General features: G+C 44.4%; 17 protein-coding genes. 6 read left to right on the top strand and 11 right to left on the bottom strand.

Annotated features, from left to right (window positions below):
• Position 1 precedes the first annotated feature (1 nt).
• Complete coding sequence (locus tag K7G75_RS11265) at positions 2-721, bottom strand: hypothetical protein (RefSeq protein ID WP_222984347.1); 720 nt, start codon at positions 719-721, stop codon at positions 2-4.
• A gap of 213 nt (positions 722-934) precedes the next feature.
• Between K7G75_RS11265 and K7G75_RS11260 the strand changes: the two genes are divergently transcribed.
• Positions 935-1,474: a fasciclin domain-containing protein gene (locus K7G75_RS11260; RefSeq protein WP_222984346.1), complete on the top strand. Its 540-nt coding sequence runs from the start codon at positions 935-937 to the stop codon at positions 1,472-1,474.
• Here K7G75_RS11260 and pheT read toward each other — a convergent pair whose 3' ends face one another.
• Positions 1,475-3,895, bottom strand: a complete 2,421-nt coding sequence (gene pheT, locus K7G75_RS11255; protein ID WP_222984345.1) for a phenylalanine--tRNA ligase subunit beta — start codon at positions 3,893-3,895, stop codon at positions 1,475-1,477.
• Positions 3,896-4,019: 124 nt separating this feature from the next.
• Here pheT and K7G75_RS11250 point away from each other — a divergent pair, with 124 nt between their 5' ends.
• Positions 4,020-5,252 carry a peroxiredoxin family protein gene (locus K7G75_RS11250; RefSeq protein WP_222984344.1) on the top strand — a complete coding sequence of 411 codons (1,233 nt, stop codon included), beginning with the start codon at positions 4,020-4,022 and terminating at the stop codon, positions 5,250-5,252.
• Here K7G75_RS11250 and leuB read toward each other — a convergent pair.
• Entirely contained in the window at positions 5,245-6,363 is a 1,119-nt protein-coding gene (gene leuB, locus K7G75_RS11245) for a 3-isopropylmalate dehydrogenase (protein WP_222984343.1), read from the bottom strand. The two genes, K7G75_RS11250 and leuB, sit on opposite strands and share 8 nt — an antisense overlap.
• A 29-nt stretch (positions 6,364-6,392) precedes the next feature.
• A complete protein-coding gene (locus K7G75_RS11240; RefSeq protein WP_222984342.1) occupies positions 6,393-7,565 on the bottom strand; it encodes a 2-isopropylmalate synthase in 1,173 nt (390 codons plus the stop codon).
• 145 nt (positions 7,566-7,710) lie between these two features.
• Here K7G75_RS11240 and K7G75_RS11235 point away from each other — a divergent pair, with 145 nt between their 5' ends.
• Positions 7,711-9,255, top strand: coding sequence for a hypothetical protein (locus tag K7G75_RS11235; protein ID WP_222984341.1), 1,545 nt, complete (start codon positions 7,711-7,713; stop codon positions 9,253-9,255).
• Here the strand turns inward: K7G75_RS11235 and K7G75_RS11230 are convergent.
• Both K7G75_RS11230 and panB read right to left on the bottom strand, forming a co-directional pair.
• Complete coding sequence (locus K7G75_RS11230) at positions 9,252-9,953, bottom strand: RluA family pseudouridine synthase (RefSeq protein ID WP_222984340.1); 702 nt, start codon at positions 9,951-9,953, stop codon at positions 9,252-9,254. The two genes, K7G75_RS11235 and K7G75_RS11230, sit on opposite strands and share 4 nt — an antisense overlap.
• Before the next feature lie 27 nt (positions 9,954-9,980).
• Positions 9,981-10,799 (bottom strand): 3-methyl-2-oxobutanoate hydroxymethyltransferase, encoded by an 819-nt coding sequence (panB, locus tag K7G75_RS11225; protein WP_222984339.1) that lies wholly within the window; start codon positions 10,797-10,799, stop codon positions 9,981-9,983.
• A gap of 70 nt (positions 10,800-10,869) precedes the next feature.
• Between panB and K7G75_RS11220 the strand changes: the two genes are divergently transcribed.
• Positions 10,870-11,352, top strand: a complete 483-nt coding sequence (locus K7G75_RS11220; RefSeq protein WP_262420334.1) for a nuclear transport factor 2 family protein — start codon at positions 10,870-10,872, stop codon at positions 11,350-11,352.
• Here K7G75_RS11220 and K7G75_RS11215 read toward each other — a convergent pair.
• Complete coding sequence (locus K7G75_RS11215) at positions 11,349-12,773, bottom strand: L-serine ammonia-lyase (protein ID WP_222984338.1); 1,425 nt, start codon at positions 12,771-12,773, stop codon at positions 11,349-11,351. The two genes, K7G75_RS11220 and K7G75_RS11215, sit on opposite strands and share 4 nt — an antisense overlap.
• 204 nt (positions 12,774-12,977) lie before the next feature.
• Between K7G75_RS11215 and dnaK the strand changes: the two genes are divergently transcribed.
• Positions 12,978-14,897, top strand: a complete 1,920-nt coding sequence (dnaK, locus tag K7G75_RS11210; RefSeq protein WP_222984337.1) for a molecular chaperone DnaK — start codon at positions 12,978-12,980, stop codon at positions 14,895-14,897.
• A 143-nt stretch (positions 14,898-15,040) separates the two neighbouring features.
• Positions 15,041-15,493, top strand: a complete 453-nt coding sequence (locus K7G75_RS11205; protein WP_222984336.1) for a hypothetical protein — start codon at positions 15,041-15,043, stop codon at positions 15,491-15,493.
• 67 nt (positions 15,494-15,560) lie between these two features.
• On the opposite strand, the gene K7G75_RS11200 is transcribed toward K7G75_RS11205, so the two are convergent.
• The 4 genes from K7G75_RS11200 to K7G75_RS11185 form a co-directional block, all read right to left on the bottom strand.
• Positions 15,561-16,205, bottom strand: coding sequence for a LuxR C-terminal-related transcriptional regulator (locus K7G75_RS11200; RefSeq protein WP_222984335.1), 645 nt, complete (start codon positions 16,203-16,205; stop codon positions 15,561-15,563).
• Between the two features lie 673 nt (positions 16,206-16,878).
• Positions 16,879-17,739 (bottom strand): TolB-like translocation protein, encoded by an 861-nt coding sequence (locus K7G75_RS11195; protein ID WP_222984334.1) that lies wholly within the window; start codon positions 17,737-17,739, stop codon positions 16,879-16,881.
• Positions 17,740-18,056: 317 nt separating this feature from the next.
• Positions 18,057-18,305, bottom strand: a complete 249-nt coding sequence (locus K7G75_RS11190) for a hypothetical protein (RefSeq protein ID WP_222984333.1) — start codon at positions 18,303-18,305, stop codon at positions 18,057-18,059.
• 145 nt (positions 18,306-18,450) lie between these two features.
• The gene (locus K7G75_RS11185; RefSeq protein ID WP_222984332.1) at positions 18,451-18,852 is read right to left on the bottom strand and encodes a DUF6326 family protein; all 402 of its coding nucleotides are present in this window, start codon (positions 18,850-18,852) and stop codon (positions 18,451-18,453) included.

Raw genomic sequence — 18,852 nt, 5'->3', positions numbered from 1 at the left:
CTCAGGCATTGAAATATTTACTGTTCCAGATGGCCGGGTTGAAGTTTTTCCCGAGGGCAAACCCATAGAAAATGACCACGGAGGCAATCGCCTTGAACATAAAGAAGAAGATGATCCAGAACTCCGCAGTGGAATTATTCTTGGAAAAAAGGCCATTGGGCACCAAAAAGGTTGCCACGTAGCTTATGAGTACCACAAACAGGGTTAGGTTCACCATATTTTTAAAAGGCCAAACCATCATTTTTCGCAAGGGGTGAAGGTCATTCCCCCATTTGTGCACCAAATAGTGGTACCCATTTCCGATGGGTGCAAAGAGCAGGGGATCATCCTTGTCCTCCAATTTAAACAACCTTGAGGGCGCCATAATCTTAAAGCCCTTCAACGTGGTATTGTGGGCTTGTTCCAATCGCTTTATCTCAGTAAGGGCACCGTTTGGGATTTCCCCTTTAAAATAATGGCTGTCCAAAAACCGAAGCCTATAATCAATGCAGATTTGCTTTATTTGCTCGATATGGAAGATCCTATCGGTTTCCAATGCATCAAAAGAGAAAGCGTTGAAATTGGCATCGCTTGCGGACCCAAGTTCAGCGGATATTTTTGCATCCCGCATTACATCACTCTCCAGAAAAGCCTGGACTTCCTCTAAACAAAGACCCTTTTCCTTTTGTTTTTTTCTTGCCCTTCGGAGTTTGTCCTCAATGTTGGTTTTCTCTAAAATCATTTCATTTTTCTTAGCAATTCTTCCAAATTTAAGGATTTGGTACCGGCTTTTATAAGCCCATGAAAAAACCGAAATGTTAACATTTTGTTAAATTGATGTATAACATGTCCAAAACTGATCCGTTTGAGCAAAAAGATGTATCTTATCGAAGTTTTTTGCACTTAATCGTAAAAGCCAAAAATAGTAGTTAGCCCCAAAGTTGAGAACACCATAATGATAGCCCCACTTACCCGAATTTTGCTGTGCATTTTCATGATCTCTTTTGCATTTTCCTATGCACAAGACCCAAGTTTTGGTATGGATGTCCCAATGGAGGCGAACACGACAACAAAAGACAACCACAAGATGCTTTTTACGGCTGTGGAGGCGGTGCAACTGGATTCCATACTAAGAAAATCTGGCCCTTTTACGGTTTTCGCACCTTCGGATGCCGCTTTTGAACGATTTTCCAACACCAAGATGGAGGAGTGGATCACTGGATCTGATAAAAGTGAACTGAAATCGCTGCTGAGCTACCACATTGTGGCCGGACATTTAACAGCTTCCCGAATTTTAAAGGCCATGTGCAGGGGCAACGGAAAGGCAAGCTTCACCACAATTCAGGGCAAAAAACTTCTTGCCCACATGGATGGCTATGATATAGTACTCACTGATTCGGTTGGAAACACGGCACGGATTACCAGTGCAGACCTCAATCTTGAAAATGGTATTATCCACGAGATAGACAGTGTCATTGTGCCAACGCAGATGTAATTATCGCAGTTCGGCGTTCAATTCCTTTTTGTATGAAGCTGTCAATTTGGACATGATTTTTTCAATCTGCTGATCGTTCAATGTCTTGGCTTCGTCCAATAGCGTGTAGCTCACTGCATACGACTTTTTACCTTTTGGAAGATTCTTGCCCGTGTACACATCAAATAGGCTTACCTTTTTGAGTAGCTTTTTCTCTGTCTTCCAGGCGAGGTCGTAGATTTGCTGAAACGTAATGTTTTCATCAACCAAAAGGGCAAGGTCCCTGCTCACGGAAGGGAATCTGGGAATTTCCTTGAAAATGATATTGTCCGTGCTTATCAGTTCCAAGAGGGTATCCCAATCAAAATCTGCATGGAACACTTCTTGTTTTATGTCCATTTTCTTCAAAACGGATTTACTTACCATCCCATAGGTTCCCAATGGCTTTCCATTTACTTGGCATTGAAGTCCTTCTGAAAAAATTCCATCCGAATAGGGAACCGTATCCACCGTATTGAGTCCCAAACGGTCGAAAAGTGATGTGACCACGCCTTTTAAGAAAAAGAAATCACTTTTTCTCTCAGAAACGGTCCAATTGCTCTGCGTCCTATTTCCAGAAATCAACAGGGCCAAATGCCTTCTTTCCTCATTTTGGGTTTTAGTGCCATGGTAGGTCTTTCCAAACTCGAAGAATTTCAAATTTGTGACCTGTCGATTCAAGTTATGCGACAGTGCCTCCAATCCCGAGTACAGCATGGACGTCCTCATCTCGGACAGGTCAGAGCTCAACGGATTGAGCATGGATACAGGTTGCTTGTTTTCGCCCCAAAGTTTATGTGTCTCGGCGGGCACTAGACTATTGGTCATAATTTCAAAAAAACCTTGTGCGGCCAGCATGTTTCCAATGATGTCCTGTATTTTGTGGTTCTCAAATTTTGAAGTCTTCGCTATGGAGGCGGTAAGTTTTTCTTTGTAGTCGATATTATTGTAGCCGTACACCCTGAGAATTTCTTCTATCACGTCAACCTCACGTTCCACATCCACCCTATAGTTTGGGATGGTCAATCCCAATCCGGATTCAGTTACGTTGTTGACCTTAATTTCCAAGGAGGCTAAAATGGACTTAATGGTATCCCTCGGGATTTCCTGTCCAATGAGCATGTTGATTTTATCGAACGTGAGGAACACCTGTCGTTCCTGTGCTTTTCTAGGATAAAGGTCCACCACCTCCGAACTGATATCGCCCCCGGCAATCTCACGAATGAGCAGGGCGGCCCTTTTTAAGGCATACTCTGTAATGTTTATGTCGATACCACGCTCAAACCGGAAGGATGCATCTGTATTCAGACCATGTCTTTTGGCTGTTTTGCGGATAGAAATCGGGTCGAAGTAGGCACTTTCTAGAAAAATGGAGGTGGTGTCCATCGTGACCCCGGAATGGATTCCGCCAAAAACCCCGGCAATGCACATGGGCTTTTCACTGTCACAGATCATTAGGTCCTCCTCGTGAAGCTCACGTTCCACATCATCCAAGGTTCGGAATTTTGTACCCTTGGGCAGCGTCTTGACCTGAATTTTGCCCCCCTTTATCTTCATCGCATCAAAAGCGTGCAATGGTTGTCCCAGTTCATGGAGCACGTAGTTCGTCACATCCACCACATTATTTATCGGGGTAAGCCCGATAGATCTCAGCCTGTTTTTTAACCAATGGGGCGACTCTTGCACAATGAGATTACTGATGGTGACACCGCAATATCGTGGGGCTTTTTGGGCATCCAATACCGAAACATCTATTTTGAGCGACCTGTTGTCTATGGAGAAATTGCTTGTGGAAGGGGTGACCAATTGTTTTTGTATTTCCCGTTGTTCCAATCCTGCCTTTAGGTCTCGGGCCACACCAAAGTGGCTCATGGCATCGGCACGATTGGGCGTTAACCCGATTTCAATGATCTCATCGCGTTCAATTTCAAAAACCTCGGAGCAAGGGGTGCCAACTTTTAGTTCATCGTTAAGGACCATGATTCCATCATGGTTTTTGCCCAGCCCAAGCTCATCTTCCGCACAGATCATCCCATGGCTTTCCTCACCGCGGATTTTTCCTTTTTTTATTTTCAATGCGTCTCCCTCCGCAGGATAAAGCATGGTTCCAACGATGGCAACCGGAACTTTTTGGCCAATGGCCACGTTCGGCGCCCCACAAACTATCTGTAAAGGGGAATCTCCCCCGACATCCACAGTGGTCAACTTTAGGCGGTCTGCATTGGGGTGCTGCACACAGGTCAATACCTTCCCGACCACCACACCTTCAAGACCTCCCTTAACTGATTCAAAATGGGAAATACCTTCCACTTCCAGGCCCAAATCCGTAAGCAATTCACCAGTTTTTTGCGAATCCCAATCCAGATTGATAAATTGCTTCAACCAGTTGTAAGAAATCTTCATGCCCCAATTTTAGAAGGGACAAATATAACACAATAGGCCAACAGATTCAATGGGAAAAGTTAGATGCGCAAATAGGGTTGAATTTGTCAAGGATTTTCTATTTTTAAGAAAAAACCTTCATTTAATGAAACATTTCTGGGTTGGCGTTGGTGCGATTTTGGTTTCCATGATTTCCTGCGGGGAAGAACAAAACAATTTGACCGTTGGCCCATGGTGGGGCAAGATGCAGGTCTCATCGGAATACGAGCTTCCGTTCACCTTTGATTTGATGGAGATGGAAGGACAGTATGTGATGGATATCCATAATGCCGATGAAGTGATCCGGGTTGATGAAATAACATGGTCCGGAGACTCGCTGCGAATTCAAATGCCCGTATTTGAAGGCTATATTGCCGGAACTTTTACACCGGATGAAATCAAGGGCAGTTTCATCAAGGAAAGTTTAGACCGTGTGGTGCCCTTTCATGCCATCCAAGGGGAAAGGGACCGTTTTGAGAAAAGGACCGAGCCAAACGTCAATATTTCTGGGATATGGGAAACTTATTTTGCCATCAACACGACGGAAGAATATCCCGCTAAGGGAATTTTTACCCAAAACAATGGCAAGGTAAAAGGCACTTTTAGGACAAACACGGGAGACTATCGCTTTTTGGAAGGCGTGGTTGATGGGGACAGTCTAAAACTGTCCGCTTTTGATGGCGCCCACGTTTTTTTGTTTGTGGCTAAAGTGACGGACAGCACCCTTGACGGGCGTTTTTTTAGTGGGAACCATAGCGTTGAGGACTTCATGGGAGTTCGTAATGAGGCCTTTGAACTGCCTGATGCCAACTCGCTTACCTTTTTGAGGGAAGGTTATGACAAATTTGATTTTTCCTTTCCTGATGAAACCGGACGCTTGGTGAGTCTATCCGACTCCAGATTCAAAAACAAACCCGTCCTGGTTCAGATAATGGGAACTTGGTGCCCCAATTGTTTGGACGAAACCCGTTTTTATGTGGAATTCTTAAAAAACAACCCTGAAATGGACGTGGAGTTGGTGGCGTTGGCTTTTGAATATGCCAAAACCGAAAAGAAAGCATTTGAGGGTATTCGAAGGTTGAAGGAACGGGTAGGGGCAAACTATCCCATTTTACTGGCCCAATATGGTACTTCGAACAAACAGAAGGCGAATGAAAAATTACCGATGTTGAACCATATCCTTTCCTACCCCACCACCATTTATATTGACAGGTATGGAGAGGTCCAGAAAATTCATACCGGGTTCAATGGGCCGGCCACAGGAGAAAAATACGAGGAATTCAAACAACAGTTTGCGGAGAGCATGCAACAACTGACGGCACCGGCCGACGTTAAATGATCGTGGATTTTCCCAAATCGATGTTTTCATCGTTCATGCGGAAACTGTCCTCACTGTCCACAATGTTATGTGCGATGAAATCCCCAACATAGCTGGTTCCGTATCGGCTTTTTGGGTTTAGATCTGGGGTTACGACACCTTTTTCCAAAGATTTGTCGACCGCTTTGCGCATGGCCACCGCTTCTTCAAAAAGACCAAAATGCTCCAACAACATGGCTGCCGAAAGTATGGAGGCAATGGGATTGGCAATATCTTTTCCACGGGCTTGCGGATACGAACCATGGATTGGCTCAAAAAGCGCATTTTCATCCCCCACGGATGCCGAAGGCAGTAAACCAATGGAGCCCCCAATCACACTGCCCTCATCCGAAATGATATCACCAAACATATTTTCCGTCAGTATCACATCAAATTGACTGGGATTGAGGATGATCTGCATGGCGGCATTGTCCACAAATAGAAAATCAAGCGATACCTCTGGATAGCTTTCAGCAATCCTGGCAACCACTTTTCTCCATAACCTAGAAGATTCCAACACATTGGCCTTATCCACCAAAGTGAGTTTTTTGCGACGGCTTTTCGCAGCCTTGAAGGCCAAATGTGCAATACGGGAAATTTCTTTTTCCGAGTATTCGCAAAGGTCGGAAGCCACGGTTCCCGCTTCGTTAATTTTTTTCTCACCAAAATAAATGCCTCCAGTGAGTTCCCGGTAGATTACAAAATCCGTCCCGGAAATTATCTTCCTTTTTAAAGGCGAGTTGTTGATCAGGGTAGGGAAGACCTTTACTGGCCTTATGTTGGCATAGAGGCCCAATTCTTTTCTTAGTTTCAGTAGTCCTTGTTCCGGACGGACTTTGGCCTCGGGATCGTTGTCATATTTTGGATCTCCAATGGCACCAAACAGTACGGCGTCGGCCTCTTGGCAAAGTTTGAGGGTGCTGTCGGGTAGGGGCGTCCCTTTTTTATCAATGGCGATGGCGCCCACGGCAGCCTCCCGATATTCAAAATGATGGTTAAAAGTCTCTTCAACAGCCTGAAGACATTTACGTGCTTGGGCCACAACTTCGGGCCCGATGCCGTCTCCGGGCAATACTGCAATCTTAATGTTCATAGAGAGCCAATTGGTTTTGGGAGTGCGGACTACGCCAAACTCTGAATGCTGATTTTACTGGTCTCAACAATTTCATGAATATCATCATCCAGTATTTCCTTTTTGCGGTCGGCAAATTTTAGAAAGTTTTCATATACCACATCCAGTTGTAGTTTGGTAAGCTCATAGCCTACCTTTTTGGCGCGATAGGCCAAGGCAGCACGACCGCTCCGCGCGGTTAGCACAATGGAAGATTCGTTCACGCCCACATCCTGTGGATCGATTATCTCATAGGTTTCACGCTGCTTGATCACCCCATCCTGATGTATCCCTGAACTGTGGGCAAATGCGTTGGAACCCACAATAGCTTTGTTGGGCTGGACGGGCATCCCCATTTTTTGGGAAACCATCTGACTGGTATCATAGAGCAACTTGCTGTTGATGCCGGTATCCAAATTCAAATATGGATGCTGTCTCAGGATCATTACCACTTCTTCCAAAGAGGTATTTCCGGCACGTTCGCCAATACCATTAATGGTGCATTCAATTTGTCTTGCCCCGTTGATGACACCGGCTATGGAATTCGCCGTGGCAAGGCCCAAATCGTTATGGCAATGGCAGGAAAGTATGGCCCTGTCAATGCCCTTTACATTTTCTTTCAAATACTTCATTTTGACACCATATTCCTCGGGCAGGCAATACCCTGTGGTATCGGGAATGTTCAAAACCGTGGCCCCCGCCTTTATAACGGCCTCACAGACCTGTGCCAAAAATTCATTGTCCGTTCTTCCGGCATCCTCGGCGTAGAACTCAACATCATCCACAAAAGATTTGGCATAGGCAACGGCCTCGACCGCCCGTTCAATGATTTTTTCCCTTGTGGAATTGAATTTGTATTTGATATGGGAATCTGAAGTGCCTATTCCTGTATGAATCCGCGGTTTTTTCGCTGCTTTTATCGCCTCTGCAGCAACTTCAATGTCTTTTTTTACAGCCCGGGTCAAACCACAAACTGTGGCATTCTTCACCAGTTTGGCAATTTCTCCAACGGATTTGAAATCGCCGGGACTGGAAATGGGAAAACCCGCCTCGATCACATCCACCCCAAGTTCATCCAAGCGCTCAGCAATCACCAACTTTTGTTTGGTGTCCAGTTTGCAACCGGGAACTTGTTCGCCATCCCGCAGTGTGGTGTCAAAAATTTGTACCTTATCTTTACCCATTGCTCTGTCGCTTTTTTGAATACTATACGAAGATAGGATAGGAGTGGACATGTGCCGGAAAACACCACGGTCCTTTACAACGTTTAATAGTATTTCATCAAGCGCAACATATTGAAAAACAATATCTTAAATATCATTTTTTACGATGACAAATGTCCATAGGGATGCCCTGTTCGTATTGATCAAGTCATTATCGAAATCAGAAAAACGCCAATTCAAGTTATATGTGGGCCGATTGGGCGTCAATACAGACGCAAAATTTTTGGCCCTGTTCAATCTTTTGGACAAAATGAAGGCGTACGACGAAGAGCAGATTTTGGATAGTGGCATTGTTAAAAAAACGCAGATCTCCAACCTCAAGGCCCATTTGTACAAACAGATATTGGTGAGCCTTAGATTGAATCCCGTAAACCAAAACATCAGGATACAGATCAGGGAGCAATTGGATTTTGCCACCATACTGTACCAAAAAGGCCTTTACAAGCAAAGCTTGAAGATTCTGGACAAGGCAAAGAGCATGGCGATGGAGCACGAGGAAAAAAATGTCGCCTACGAGATTGTGGAGCTGGAAAAGGTGATAGAGACCCAATATATTACCCGTAGCATTCCTGACAGGGCAGACGAATTGGCGCAGCAGGCCAAAAAACTCTCCGAGCACAATGTGATTACCAGCAAACTTTCCAATCTTTCGTTGCAATTGTATGGAATGATGCTGAAAGTGGGTTATGTGAGAAATGATGAGGACCTTCAAAGCGTAAAGGATTATTTTGAATCCCATGTACCGGCTTACAAGTTGGAAGATCTGGGCTTTCGTGAAAAATTATGGGCATACAAGGCCCATCTGTGGTACAGTCTATTGACCCAGGATTTTCTCTCCTCGTATAGGTATGCCAGCAAATGGGTTGACCTTTTTTATGAAAACGAAGAGATGATTTTGCTGAACCCTGTTTTCTACCTAAAGGGAAACCACTACCTCTTGGAATCGCTGTTTTTTGTGAAGTATGGATCTCAGTTCAAGGATACTCTTGCCCGACTGGAGCAGCAGGTGGCGGACCCAAAGTTTCCCCAGAACGATAACATTGCCTCACTGGCATTTCTGTATATCAACTCCAACAAACTCAACCTTCATTTTTTGGAGGGCACTTTTGACAAGGGACTGTACCTAGTGAAAATAATAGAATACGGTATCAAAAAACACGGCGACAGGATTGATGCGCACCACGTTATGCTGTTGTATTACAAGATTGCCTGCCTTTATTTTGGACACGGTGATTATAAAAATTGTATTGCCTACCTCAAAAAAATCATCTCGAACAAAAGTCTGAAAATGCGGGAGGACCTAATGTGTTTTGCCCGGGTCTTGAGCTTGGTGGCCCATTATGAAGCGGGAATGGACTATCATTTGGAGGTACAGCTGAAAAGCACCTATAAGTTTCTCCTAAAAATGAATGATTTGCACGCCGTGCAAAAGGAAATGATCAAATTTCTCAGGAGTTTGGGTGATATCTATCCGCATGAGCTTAAGAATGAATTCCAGAAACTTTACAATGAGCTCAAAAAATACGAGAATCATCCGTATGAAAAGCGTGCATTCCTCTATCTCGACATACTATCTTGGTTGGAATGTCATTTGGAGGGCAAGCCCGTGGCGCAGATTATTAGGGAAAAGGCTTTGTTGGCCACCCGCTAGCGGCAGGCATTCCATAAAGGATCATCGGGGGGATCCGCGTCAAAGTACAGGGAGTCGTTGCCAACAGGATGTTCCAATTGCAAACGTTTTGCATGAAGATGAATGCCACCATCGATATTGCTGCGCTTTGCGCCATACTTTAGATCTCCTTTAATGGGACTTCCAATTGCGGTCAATTGCGCCCTTATCTGATGGTGCCTGCCAGTTTTTAAATCAATTTCCAACAAGTAGTGGGAGTCCAGTTTTTTCAGTAGGGTATAGGTCAAAATGGCCTTCTTGCTGTTGGGCACTTCATGGGGATGAGCATAGGACTTGTTTTGTTTTGCATTGCGAACCAACCAGTGCGTCAACGTGGCTTCTTGTTCTTCCGGACGATCTTTGACAATGGCCCAGTAGGTTTTCTTTGTTTTCCCGGTTGCAAAAAGTTTGTTCAATCTGGAAAGGGCTTTGGAAGTTTTGGCGAACATCACAATGCCCGAAGTAGGCCGGTCCAAACGATGCACTACGCCAAGGAAAACGTTTCCAGGTTTGTCGTATTTTTTCTTGAGGTATTGTTTTACAATCTCACTTAACGGGACATCGCCAGTATTGTCGCCCTGCACTATGTCACCCGGCCTTTTGTTCACCACGATCAAGTGGTTGTCCTCAAAGACTATTTGTAAATTGGAAAGTGAAGTACGCTTGGTTTCGTTTGGCAAGGGCAATTTTTTGGATTCTTTTTATGGCTAGTACGATTCATCCTCATTGGGAAAATCCCTTCGCTTTACATCATCCACGTATTGTGAGATGGCATTGCCCATTTCTTCATACAGATTCATATACCTACGGAGAAAACGCGGGTTGAATTCATGGGTCATGCCCAAAAGATCGTGTACCACCAACACTTGGCCATCAACCCCGCCACCGGCACCTATCCCAATAATAGGTATGGAAACGCTCGCTGCGACCTCTTGCGCCAATTTTGCGGGAATCTTTTCCAATACGATGGCAAAACATCCTATTTTTTCCAAAAACTTGGCATCTTCCTTTAATTTTTTGGCCTCTTCATCTTCCTTGGCCCGAACTGTGTAAGTGCCAAACTTATAAATGGATTGTGGGGTAAGTCCCAAGTGCCCCATCACGGGTATCCCAGCCTGAAGAATCCGCTTTACAGATTCCTTTATTTCCACACCGCCCTCCATTTTTACCCCATGCGCACCACTTTCTTTCATAATGCGGATAGCAGACCGCAGCGCTTCCTTGGAATCGCTTTGGTAACTGCCAAATGGAATATCCACCACCACAAGGGCCCGGTTGGCCCCGCGTACCACCGAACTGGCATGATAGATCATTTGATCCAAAGTGATGGGCAAGGTGGTTTCATGGCCGGCTATAACGTTGCTGGCAGAATCTCCCACCAGAATAACATCCACATTGGCATCATCCACTATTTTGGCCATGGAATAATCATAAGCGGTGAGCATGGATATTTTTTCACCGGCTTGTTTCATTTCCGTCAAGGATTTCACGGTAATCCTTTTATATTCTTTTTTGGCGACAGACATTGGTTTCGTTTTGAAGGCTAAATGTAAGCAGATTTGTTTAATTTGGGCCACAATCAAAAAACTTCAAAAAATGATACGAGCTGCCTTATCCCTTACTTTTTTATTTGCTTTTGGCGCCTATGTGTTTGCGCAGGATTCCATCATGACAGGATCTTCGGCCCAAGAGGAGGTGAAAAGGACAATAACTGCCTTTTTTGATGGATTCCACAAGCAGGACTCTTCTTTGATCAAGAGCCTGGTGGCGGATAGGGTGGTGCTACAAACCACTGGGAAGGATAGAGAAGGTAAAACCCGTTTCAGGACAGAGGAATTCTCAGGGTTTTTGAAATCCATTTGCAGCATTCCGGACAGCATTGTCTTTGAGGAAAAGCTCACTTCGTTCTCCATACAGGTAGACCGCACCATGGCCAATGCTTGGGTGGGCTATGAGTTTTGGATCAATGGCGAATTTAGCCACTGTGGCATCAACTCCTTCCAGCTTGTTGATTTTGATGGGGATTGGAAGATCATCTATTTAATTGATACCCGGGGCAGGGAGGGATGCCTGAATTAACAATCGCTTAAAAAGACCCCTACGGCAAGACCACCCTCCGAGGTTTCCTTATATTTTGAGTTCATGTCCTTGGCTGTTTCCCACATGGTATTTACTACCTTGTCAAACGGCACCTTGGCCTCTTTCGGGTCGGCATCCAACGCCAGTTCAGAGGCATTTATAGCTTTTATGGCACCCATGGCATTACGTTCAATACAGGGCACTTGCACCAGACCGCCGATGGGGTCGCAGGTGAGTCCCAAATGATGTTCCATGGCGATTTCGGCGGCCATCAACACTTGCTCTGGCGTGCCTCCCATAAGTTCTGTAAGTCCAGCAGCCGCCATGGCTGAGGAAACGCCTATCTCCGCCTGACAGCCTCCCATGGCCGCGGAAATGGTAGCACCTTTCTTGAAAATGCTGCCCACTTCACTTGCCACCAACAAAAATTGTTTGACGTCCTCAAAGTTGGCGTCATGGTTTTCGATCACCATGTAGTACATCAATACGGCCGGAATCACCCCGGCACTTCCATTGGTCGGCGCGGTTACCACCCTGCCTAATGAGGCATTTACCTCATTTACCGAAAGAGCGAAGCAACTCACCCATTTGATGATCTGCCGAAATTTTACTTCCGTTTCCCGGATGCTTTCCAACCATTCTTGCGGATTGGTATAAGGGACTGTTCCCTTCAATTTTTGATGCATCTCAAAGGCCCTGCGTTTTACATTTAGCCCCCCTGGCAGTTTACCCTCGGTGTGACAGCCAACATACATACATTCCAGCATGGTCTCCCAGATGCGCTGCAATCCGGAATCGATTTCCTCGGCACTGCGCAATGAAAGCTCATTCTCCAATACGATCTCTGAAATTGATTTGTTGTGTTCCACACAATGTTGCAATAGCTCATTTCCGGTTTGGACGGGATGGGGGAAGCTTTTAAAGGTTTCTTTGTTTTCCTTGGCATGGATCAGTTCCTCTTTTACCACAAACCCCCCACCAATGGAGTAATAGGTCTCAATGGTTGAGGTATTGTCGGCCAATAGGGCTTCAAAACGAATGGCGTTGGCATGAAAAGGAAGAAATTCTCTTTTGAAAACAATGTGCCTTTCCCAATCAAAGGGAATTTCCGTTGTCCCGCCAAAATTGATTCGTTTTTCCGTTTTGATGGTCAAAATGGTAGGCTCTATTCCCTCAATGGGAACGGTTTCGGGGTCGGCTCCCAGCAGGCCCATGGTCACCGCAATGTCCGTGGCGTGGCCTTTGCCCGTCAAAGAAAGGGAACCATATAAAAACACGGTCACCTCTCTTACTTTTTCAAAAACACCCTGTTCCTTAAGCTCTTTTATCCAACGTTCGGCAGCACGCCAAGGGCCCAAGGTATGTGAACTGGATGGCCCAACCCCGATCTTGAGCATGTCAAAAACACTGATGCATTCCATTGCAGAAAATTAGTGCATCAAATATAGCGAGCCTGTCTTGCATAGTTGTAAACAAAGTGACAGGAAATGGTAAAAATTTTCAGGAGACGGTGGATTCTAACCGGGACAATAGCTGACACCTTGTCATATTCTGGCACATGGCACGATCATTGACATTTATTGGACGAACTAGAAACGAATTTTCAACGAAATAATACAGATACAATGAGCAAAATTATTGGTATAGATTTGGGTACAACCAATTCGTGTGTCTCTGTAATGGAGGGTAACGAACCGGTGGTGATTCCAAATGCCGAGGGTAAGCGAACCACGCCATCCGTCATCGCTTTTGTGGAAGGTGGTGAGATCAAGGTGGGCGACCCTGCAAAAAGGCAAGCGGTAACCAACCCGAATAAGACTATTTATTCCATAAAGAGGTTTATGGGGAACAAATTTTCGGAATCCAAAACGGAAGCGGAACGAGTTCCTTATAAGGTGGTAAAGGGTGACAACGACACGCCACGTGTAGATATTGACGGTCGTTTGTACACTCCCCAGGAACTTTCGGCCATGATCCTTCAAAAAATGAAGAAGACTGCCGAAGATTATTTGGGACAGGATGTGACCCGTGCGGTGATCACAGTTCCTGCCTATTTCAATGATTCACAGCGGCAGGCCACCAAAGAAGCTGGCGAAATTGCCGGCCTAACCGTGGAGCGCATCATCAACGAACCTACAGCGGCCTCTTTGGCCTATGGGCTCGATAAAAAGGATACAGATCAAAAAATTGTGGTATTCGACTTTGGAGGAGGTACCCACGATGTTTCCATCTTGGAATTGGGTGATGGTGTTTTTGAAGTATTGGCCACTGATGGGGACACCCACTTGGGAGGTGATGACGTGGACCAAAAAATCATTGATTGGTTGGCAGAAGAGTTCAAAAAAGACGAAGGATTGGACCTGCGTAGTGATTCCATGGCGTTGCAACGCTTGCGAGAAGCAGCCGAAAAAGCCAAGATTGAACTGTCCTCTTCAGCCCAAACAGAAATCAATTTGCCTTATGTGACAGCTACGGCATCTGGGCCAAAGCACTTGGTGCGAACCCTGTCCCGCTCAAAATTTGAGCAGTTGATCGATGATTTGGTAAAAAGAACAATCGCTCCTTGTGAGACGGCATTGAAATCTGCCGGACTTTCCAAAAGTGATATTGACGAGATTATTTTGGTGGGTGGTTCTACCCGTATCCCTGCGGTTCAGGAAGCTGTGGAGAAATTTTTTGGCAAGAAACCTTCCAAAGGAGTAAATCCCGATGAGGTAGTGGCCGTTGGCGCTGCAATTCAAGGCGGGGTTTTGACCGGGGATGTAAAAGATGTGCTTTTGCTGGATGTTACCCCACTTTCATTGGGTATCGAGACCATGGGAAGCGTATTCACCAAACTGATTGAGGCGAACACCACAATTCCTACCAAGAAATCCCAGGTATTTTCCACCGCAGCGGACAACCAACCTTCGGTTGAAATCCACGTGCTGCAAGGGGAACGACCCATGGCAGCAGACAACAAAACCATAGGAAGATTCCATTTGGATGGTATTCCTCCTGCACCTAGGGGCACACCGCAGATCGAGGTAGCCTTTGACATCGATGCCAATGGTATCATCAAGGTGTCGGCAACGGATAAGGCCACCGGAAAATCACAGGATATCCGAATAGAGGCGTCTTCTGGTCTGACCGAAGAGGAAATCAAGAAAATGAAGGCCGAGGCCGAGGCCAACGCAGAGACAGATAAAAAAGCCAAGGAGAAGGCGGATAAATTGAACGAGGCCGATGCCATGATCTTTCAAACGGAAAAACAGTTGAAGGAGTTCGGGGATAAATTGTCCGAGGATAAGAAAAAGCCCATTGAAGATGCTTTGGAAGAACTGAAAAAGGCCTATGAAACCAAAGATGTGGTGGTAATAGACCCTGCTTTGGAGAAAATCAATGAAGCTTGGAAAGTGGCTTCCGAGGAAATGTACAAGGCCCAGGCTGAGGCTGCACAAGCCAATGGTGCCGGTAAAGCCGGCGCTGACAATGCCGCTGGTGGAAGTGAGACCGCTTCAGAAGGAGACAATGTTGAGGATGTTGATTTTGAAGAGGTTAAATAGCAGTATGATTATTAAGAAAAACCTGATGGAAACATCAGGTTTTTTTATGACTAGATAATAACAGGAGAGTAAAGGAGTTATATTTCCTAAAACTTTTAAACATGAGAAAATTAGTATTGTTTAGTACTTTAATATTATTTGGTATGGCATTTAGTAGTGCACAAGGAAAAATTGGAATAGGGATCAATGCGGGCTTGCCCGTGGGTGATGCTGGAGATCTTTCCTCTTTTGCCATCATAGCAGATTTAGGTTATTATGTTGAGGCCTCTGATCAATTTGAAATAGCTCCAACAATAGGGATCATTCAAGCATTTGGCAAAGAAATAGAGGGAGTGGGGATAAGTTTTGAAGTTCCAGACATTCAATTTTTGCCAATTGCCCTTCAAGGCCGAATCAATGCCTCCGAAGACTTTTGGCTTCAGGCAGGTCTTGGGTATGCCTTGGGCATCAATGAAGGAAATGATGGTGGATTCTACTATAGTCCACAAATGGGCTACAATATCAGCGAAGCCGTTGCCCTATCTTTGGGTTATAGAGGTGTGAGCAATAATGGAACGTTTAGTTTGATATCGGCAGGATTGTTATTCAGTCTTTGATTCTCATTTAAAATATAAAAAACCCTGGCCTTAGGCCAGGGTTTTTTATTTGCTCTATTTGGGAACCTTATGCGGCATTCAATTGCTGTGTTTCCATCTCCTGAAGCTTTTTTAGGGCTTCCGACTTTGAGTTCACATTGAGCTTGACATAAATGTTCTGAATGTGAAAATTCACGGCACTAGGTGTGACACATAATCGGTCCGCAATCATTTTATAAGTGAAACCTTGCGTTAGGAGTTCAACAATCTGGTTTTCCTTTTTTGAGAATGCCTCAAAAGTCCTGTTCTGAAAGGAACTGATGATTTTCTTGGCCACATCGTGCTCCAATGCGACACCATGTTGATGAAGCTCCTCAATGGCTCCAAAAAGCCGATTTTTGGTCAAAGGCTTTGTCAAAAAACCGTTGGCTCCCCTTTTAAAGGCTTCTTTGATGACCTCGAAATCGCAGTCTGTGCTCATCATCAAAACTTTTGGGGCATTGGCCTGTTTATGGAAATATTGAATTCCGTCAATCCCAGAGATTCCTATCAAGCTTACTTCCGATACGATGATTTCAGTTCCAATTCGTCCAGCATGGGACATGAACTCATGTACAGAGAGATAGATTCCTTGCAACTTATAATGGGTCATGTCACTAAAATAGAATCTGTAGAGGGGGTGTAGTTTTTCATCGTTATCAATAATGGTGATGTTTAATGGATTTGTTTTCATGGTACTAGATTTGGGATAATCTGATTTTGTCATTAATTGCCTTCATTTTGCCATACAACAGGGCAAAACGTATCCTGTCCACACTGTCCAGCGTAGGGAATAGGGGATGGGACTTCGTTGTTCTGCCAACCAAATAACAGGACAAATCAGTCTACCAGCGCCCATATCCTTGATGGACATGCTGATAACAATCCTTTAAAAAGGATTAATCAATGTAGTTTAGAAAAGGTTTTTAGTGCGCGTTAAAAACGGACCCTTTTTAGGTTTGGGGGATTTGGCCTTGCACTAAGAAACGTAGCTTTTTTCATGAGTATAAGATTTGGGTTTGTATTATTTCAAGAATTAAATTAGGTTTTTTTTCCCTTCGGGAGAATTTTTTGTGGCGTTTTTCGTTCAAATGCATGCTCATGTTTAAACACTCCACTGCAAAAAAAGTGAAGGTTTGGATTGTAGAAAAGAGGCTGATATGGTGTTTTACAAAAAAAATAGGATGCCCTTTTGGAGCATCCTATTCTCGACAAAATCGGTCCGGATGAAATAATACAACCCGCTTTCTATGATAAAGTGTCAGTTCCCCCTGTGTAGTTTATCATGGGTCAAAAATGTTTAGTATCTCGGCAATTGACAAAATCAGATCAACCCTCAGGTAGCGGACCGATTTATTTTAGTGTTTTTAATCCTCAAACGAAGTGCTGGTATATTCGTATGTGGTTTCTGTGCGCAAAGCTTTGTCAAGGTCTTCATCGTTATAGGCCACCATGGTATCTTCCACGGGCTTGCTCCTATAGGCAATCGTGACTTGTTCAATGGTATGGTTCTCGCCCCGGTTGGATACCACGTAGCTCAATCCTTGCTCAATATCCAACTGGATTGCATAGTCGTCTCTGCTGCTGTTAATATGGCTTCCAAGATTAACGGAAGGGGTAAGGCTGTTGTGGGCCACTTGGGTAGCATACAGATCTAGGCCTCCGTATCCATCCCTGCCTTCGGAGGCAAAGAACAAAAGGGTTCCGTTATACAGGTTTGGATATAGTTCATCTTCTTTGGTATTTACCTTTGGACCTAGGTTTTTGGATACGCCAAGGCTCCCATCAGGTTTTATATCGGCCACATAGATATCATATTTTCCATAGCTACCCTTCATGTTGGATGCAAAAAACAAACGCTTGCCGTCATCGGAAATGGTGGGGTGTTTGGCTGAGGCATATTTTGGACAGACCTCTAATTTGGTGATATTGGTCCATTTCCCATTTATTCTTTCCGCTCGGTAGATTTCGTGCACTACCTCTTTTTTAGAGAATAGGCCATATAATGGTTTCTGTTGGTCGGAGCTGCTGAAATAGGCGGTGTTTCCATCTTGGGTAACAGACATGGACGGAACGTAACCTTCCAGTGTGGAAAAACTTCCACCATTATATTGGTTCTGCACTATTTCTTCATTGTTTTCAAACTTCATCGGGTTTTGTGCCATGGTCTGGCCTAAATGGAACATTCCGATAAATAAGGTCAGGCTGTAGGTTATTGCTCGTGTCATGATTTTGGGATTTGGGGGTTAATACATGACAAAGTTGGGAAAAGACTAGTAGTGGATACTTATCAATTTTTCATAGGTTTTCAATTTTAACGATAAAAAAGTGTATTTCATCGAATTTATTTTAACCTATGGGCGTGTTCAAAATCAATTAGTGCCGATTAACGATGTTTTGTGCAGTTCAACAGATGGCTAGTGCATCCAGCCAGATTCTCGATCTTGGGTCTAAGTTATCTTTATCATGTTTGAGGTGGGGTTTGCAATGTGCTCAAATCGTTGGTACAGGGCATTGTGCTAAATGGGGAATGGCATATCATAGATCAAAAACGAGAAATGTTCATTCTGCGGATTGCCCAAAACTTTTGTAACAACGTTCCTTTTACAAATATGGGAACCACAGGGATTCTTTTTTTCAAATAGTGCATGGCAGCCTGCTCCAGAGGAGCATCAATCTTTCCGGTTATCTTAAACTCTTTGAACTTCGAATCCTTGACTTTTCGGGAATAGATTGTGCATCCTTTTGATTGATTGGAGTTTTTCCATCCATACTTCGTTGGTTGGTTTCCCATTCCTTTAGGCTCTTATTTCTAAGCCGAATGGCACGATGCGTAGCGCAACCAGCTAATGACAGCATAAAAATCCCCATCCAAGCCCATGTTGTGATGACAAAAAACAATTTAAGTGATGGTGATTGGATTTTTCCTTTTGAACCCATTATGTTCTGGTCTGGTTTGTTGGATTCAGTGCAGGCAGTTTCCAAGCAATCATTGCTATAGCTATCAAAGCCATAAACTCCATCACCATAAAAAAGATGTCATCCAAATCCACTGAAGGCAGCACACTTAGCATCCCAAAGGAGGTGACGATCACGGCGACAATGTTTGCCCATTTGTTGGCAACATCACTCAATACTTTGGGAAGAAGCACCATTAAAATGGGAATTTCCAGAATAAACCCAAAAACTAGGACAAGTTCTTCCGATATGTCCAGGGACATTAGTTCCTCAATAAAACCTTGGCTTGCGAATTGGTGAAGATCTCTAAAGATCATGTTCAACAATACAAAAATCCATAGGGTGGACAACAGTGACCGTGTTTCAGTTTTGTTTTTTCTCAT

Origin of the sequence: Flagellimonas meishanensis (genome assembly GCF_019880545.1) — a bacterium.
GTDB lineage: Bacteria > Bacteroidota > Bacteroidia > Flavobacteriales > Flavobacteriaceae > Flagellimonas > Flagellimonas meishanensis.
Note: the sequence above shows the minus strand (reverse complement) of the source record. Positions and strands in the feature narration are given on the sequence as shown.

Coding starts and splice junctions, on each gene's coding strand:
- K7G75_RS11240 (WP_222984342.1), bottom strand. CDS start 7,565: ATGGGTAAAGATAAGGTACAAATTTTTGACACCACACTGCGGGATGGC.
- dnaK (WP_222984337.1), top strand. CDS start 12,978: ATGAGCAAAATTATTGGTATAGATTTGGGTACAACCAATTCGTGTGTC.
- K7G75_RS11260 (WP_222984346.1), top strand. CDS start 935: ATGATAGCCCCACTTACCCGAATTTTGCTGTGCATTTTCATGATCTCT.
- panB (WP_222984339.1), bottom strand. CDS start 10,799: ATGTCTGTCGCCAAAAAAGAATATAAAAGGATTACCGTGAAATCCTTG.
- K7G75_RS11265 (WP_222984347.1), bottom strand. CDS start 721: ATGATTTTAGAGAAAACCAACATTGAGGACAAACTCCGAAGGGCAAGA.
- K7G75_RS11235 (WP_222984341.1), top strand. CDS start 7,711: ATGACAAATGTCCATAGGGATGCCCTGTTCGTATTGATCAAGTCATTA.
- K7G75_RS11220 (WP_262420334.1), top strand. CDS start 10,870: ATGATACGAGCTGCCTTATCCCTTACTTTTTTATTTGCTTTTGGCGCC.
- pheT (WP_222984345.1), bottom strand. CDS start 3,895: ATGAAGATTTCTTACAACTGGTTGAAGCAATTTATCAATCTGGATTGG.
- K7G75_RS11205 (WP_222984336.1), top strand. CDS start 15,041: ATGGCATTTAGTAGTGCACAAGGAAAAATTGGAATAGGGATCAATGCG.
- leuB (WP_222984343.1), bottom strand. CDS start 6,363: ATGAACATTAAGATTGCAGTATTGCCCGGAGACGGCATCGGGCCCGAA.
- K7G75_RS11190 (WP_222984333.1), bottom strand. CDS start 18,305: ATGGGAAACCAACCAACGAAGTATGGATGGAAAAACTCCAATCAATCA.
- K7G75_RS11185 (WP_222984332.1), bottom strand. CDS start 18,852: ATGAGAAAAAACAAAACTGAAACACGGTCACTGTTGTCCACCCTATGG.
- K7G75_RS11195 (WP_222984334.1), bottom strand. CDS start 17,739: ATGACACGAGCAATAACCTACAGCCTGACCTTATTTATCGGAATGTTC.
- K7G75_RS11250 (WP_222984344.1), top strand. CDS start 4,020: ATGAAACATTTCTGGGTTGGCGTTGGTGCGATTTTGGTTTCCATGATT.
- K7G75_RS11215 (WP_222984338.1), bottom strand. CDS start 12,773: ATGGAATGCATCAGTGTTTTTGACATGCTCAAGATCGGGGTTGGGCCA.
- K7G75_RS11200 (WP_222984335.1), bottom strand. CDS start 16,205: ATGAAAACAAATCCATTAAACATCACCATTATTGATAACGATGAAAAA.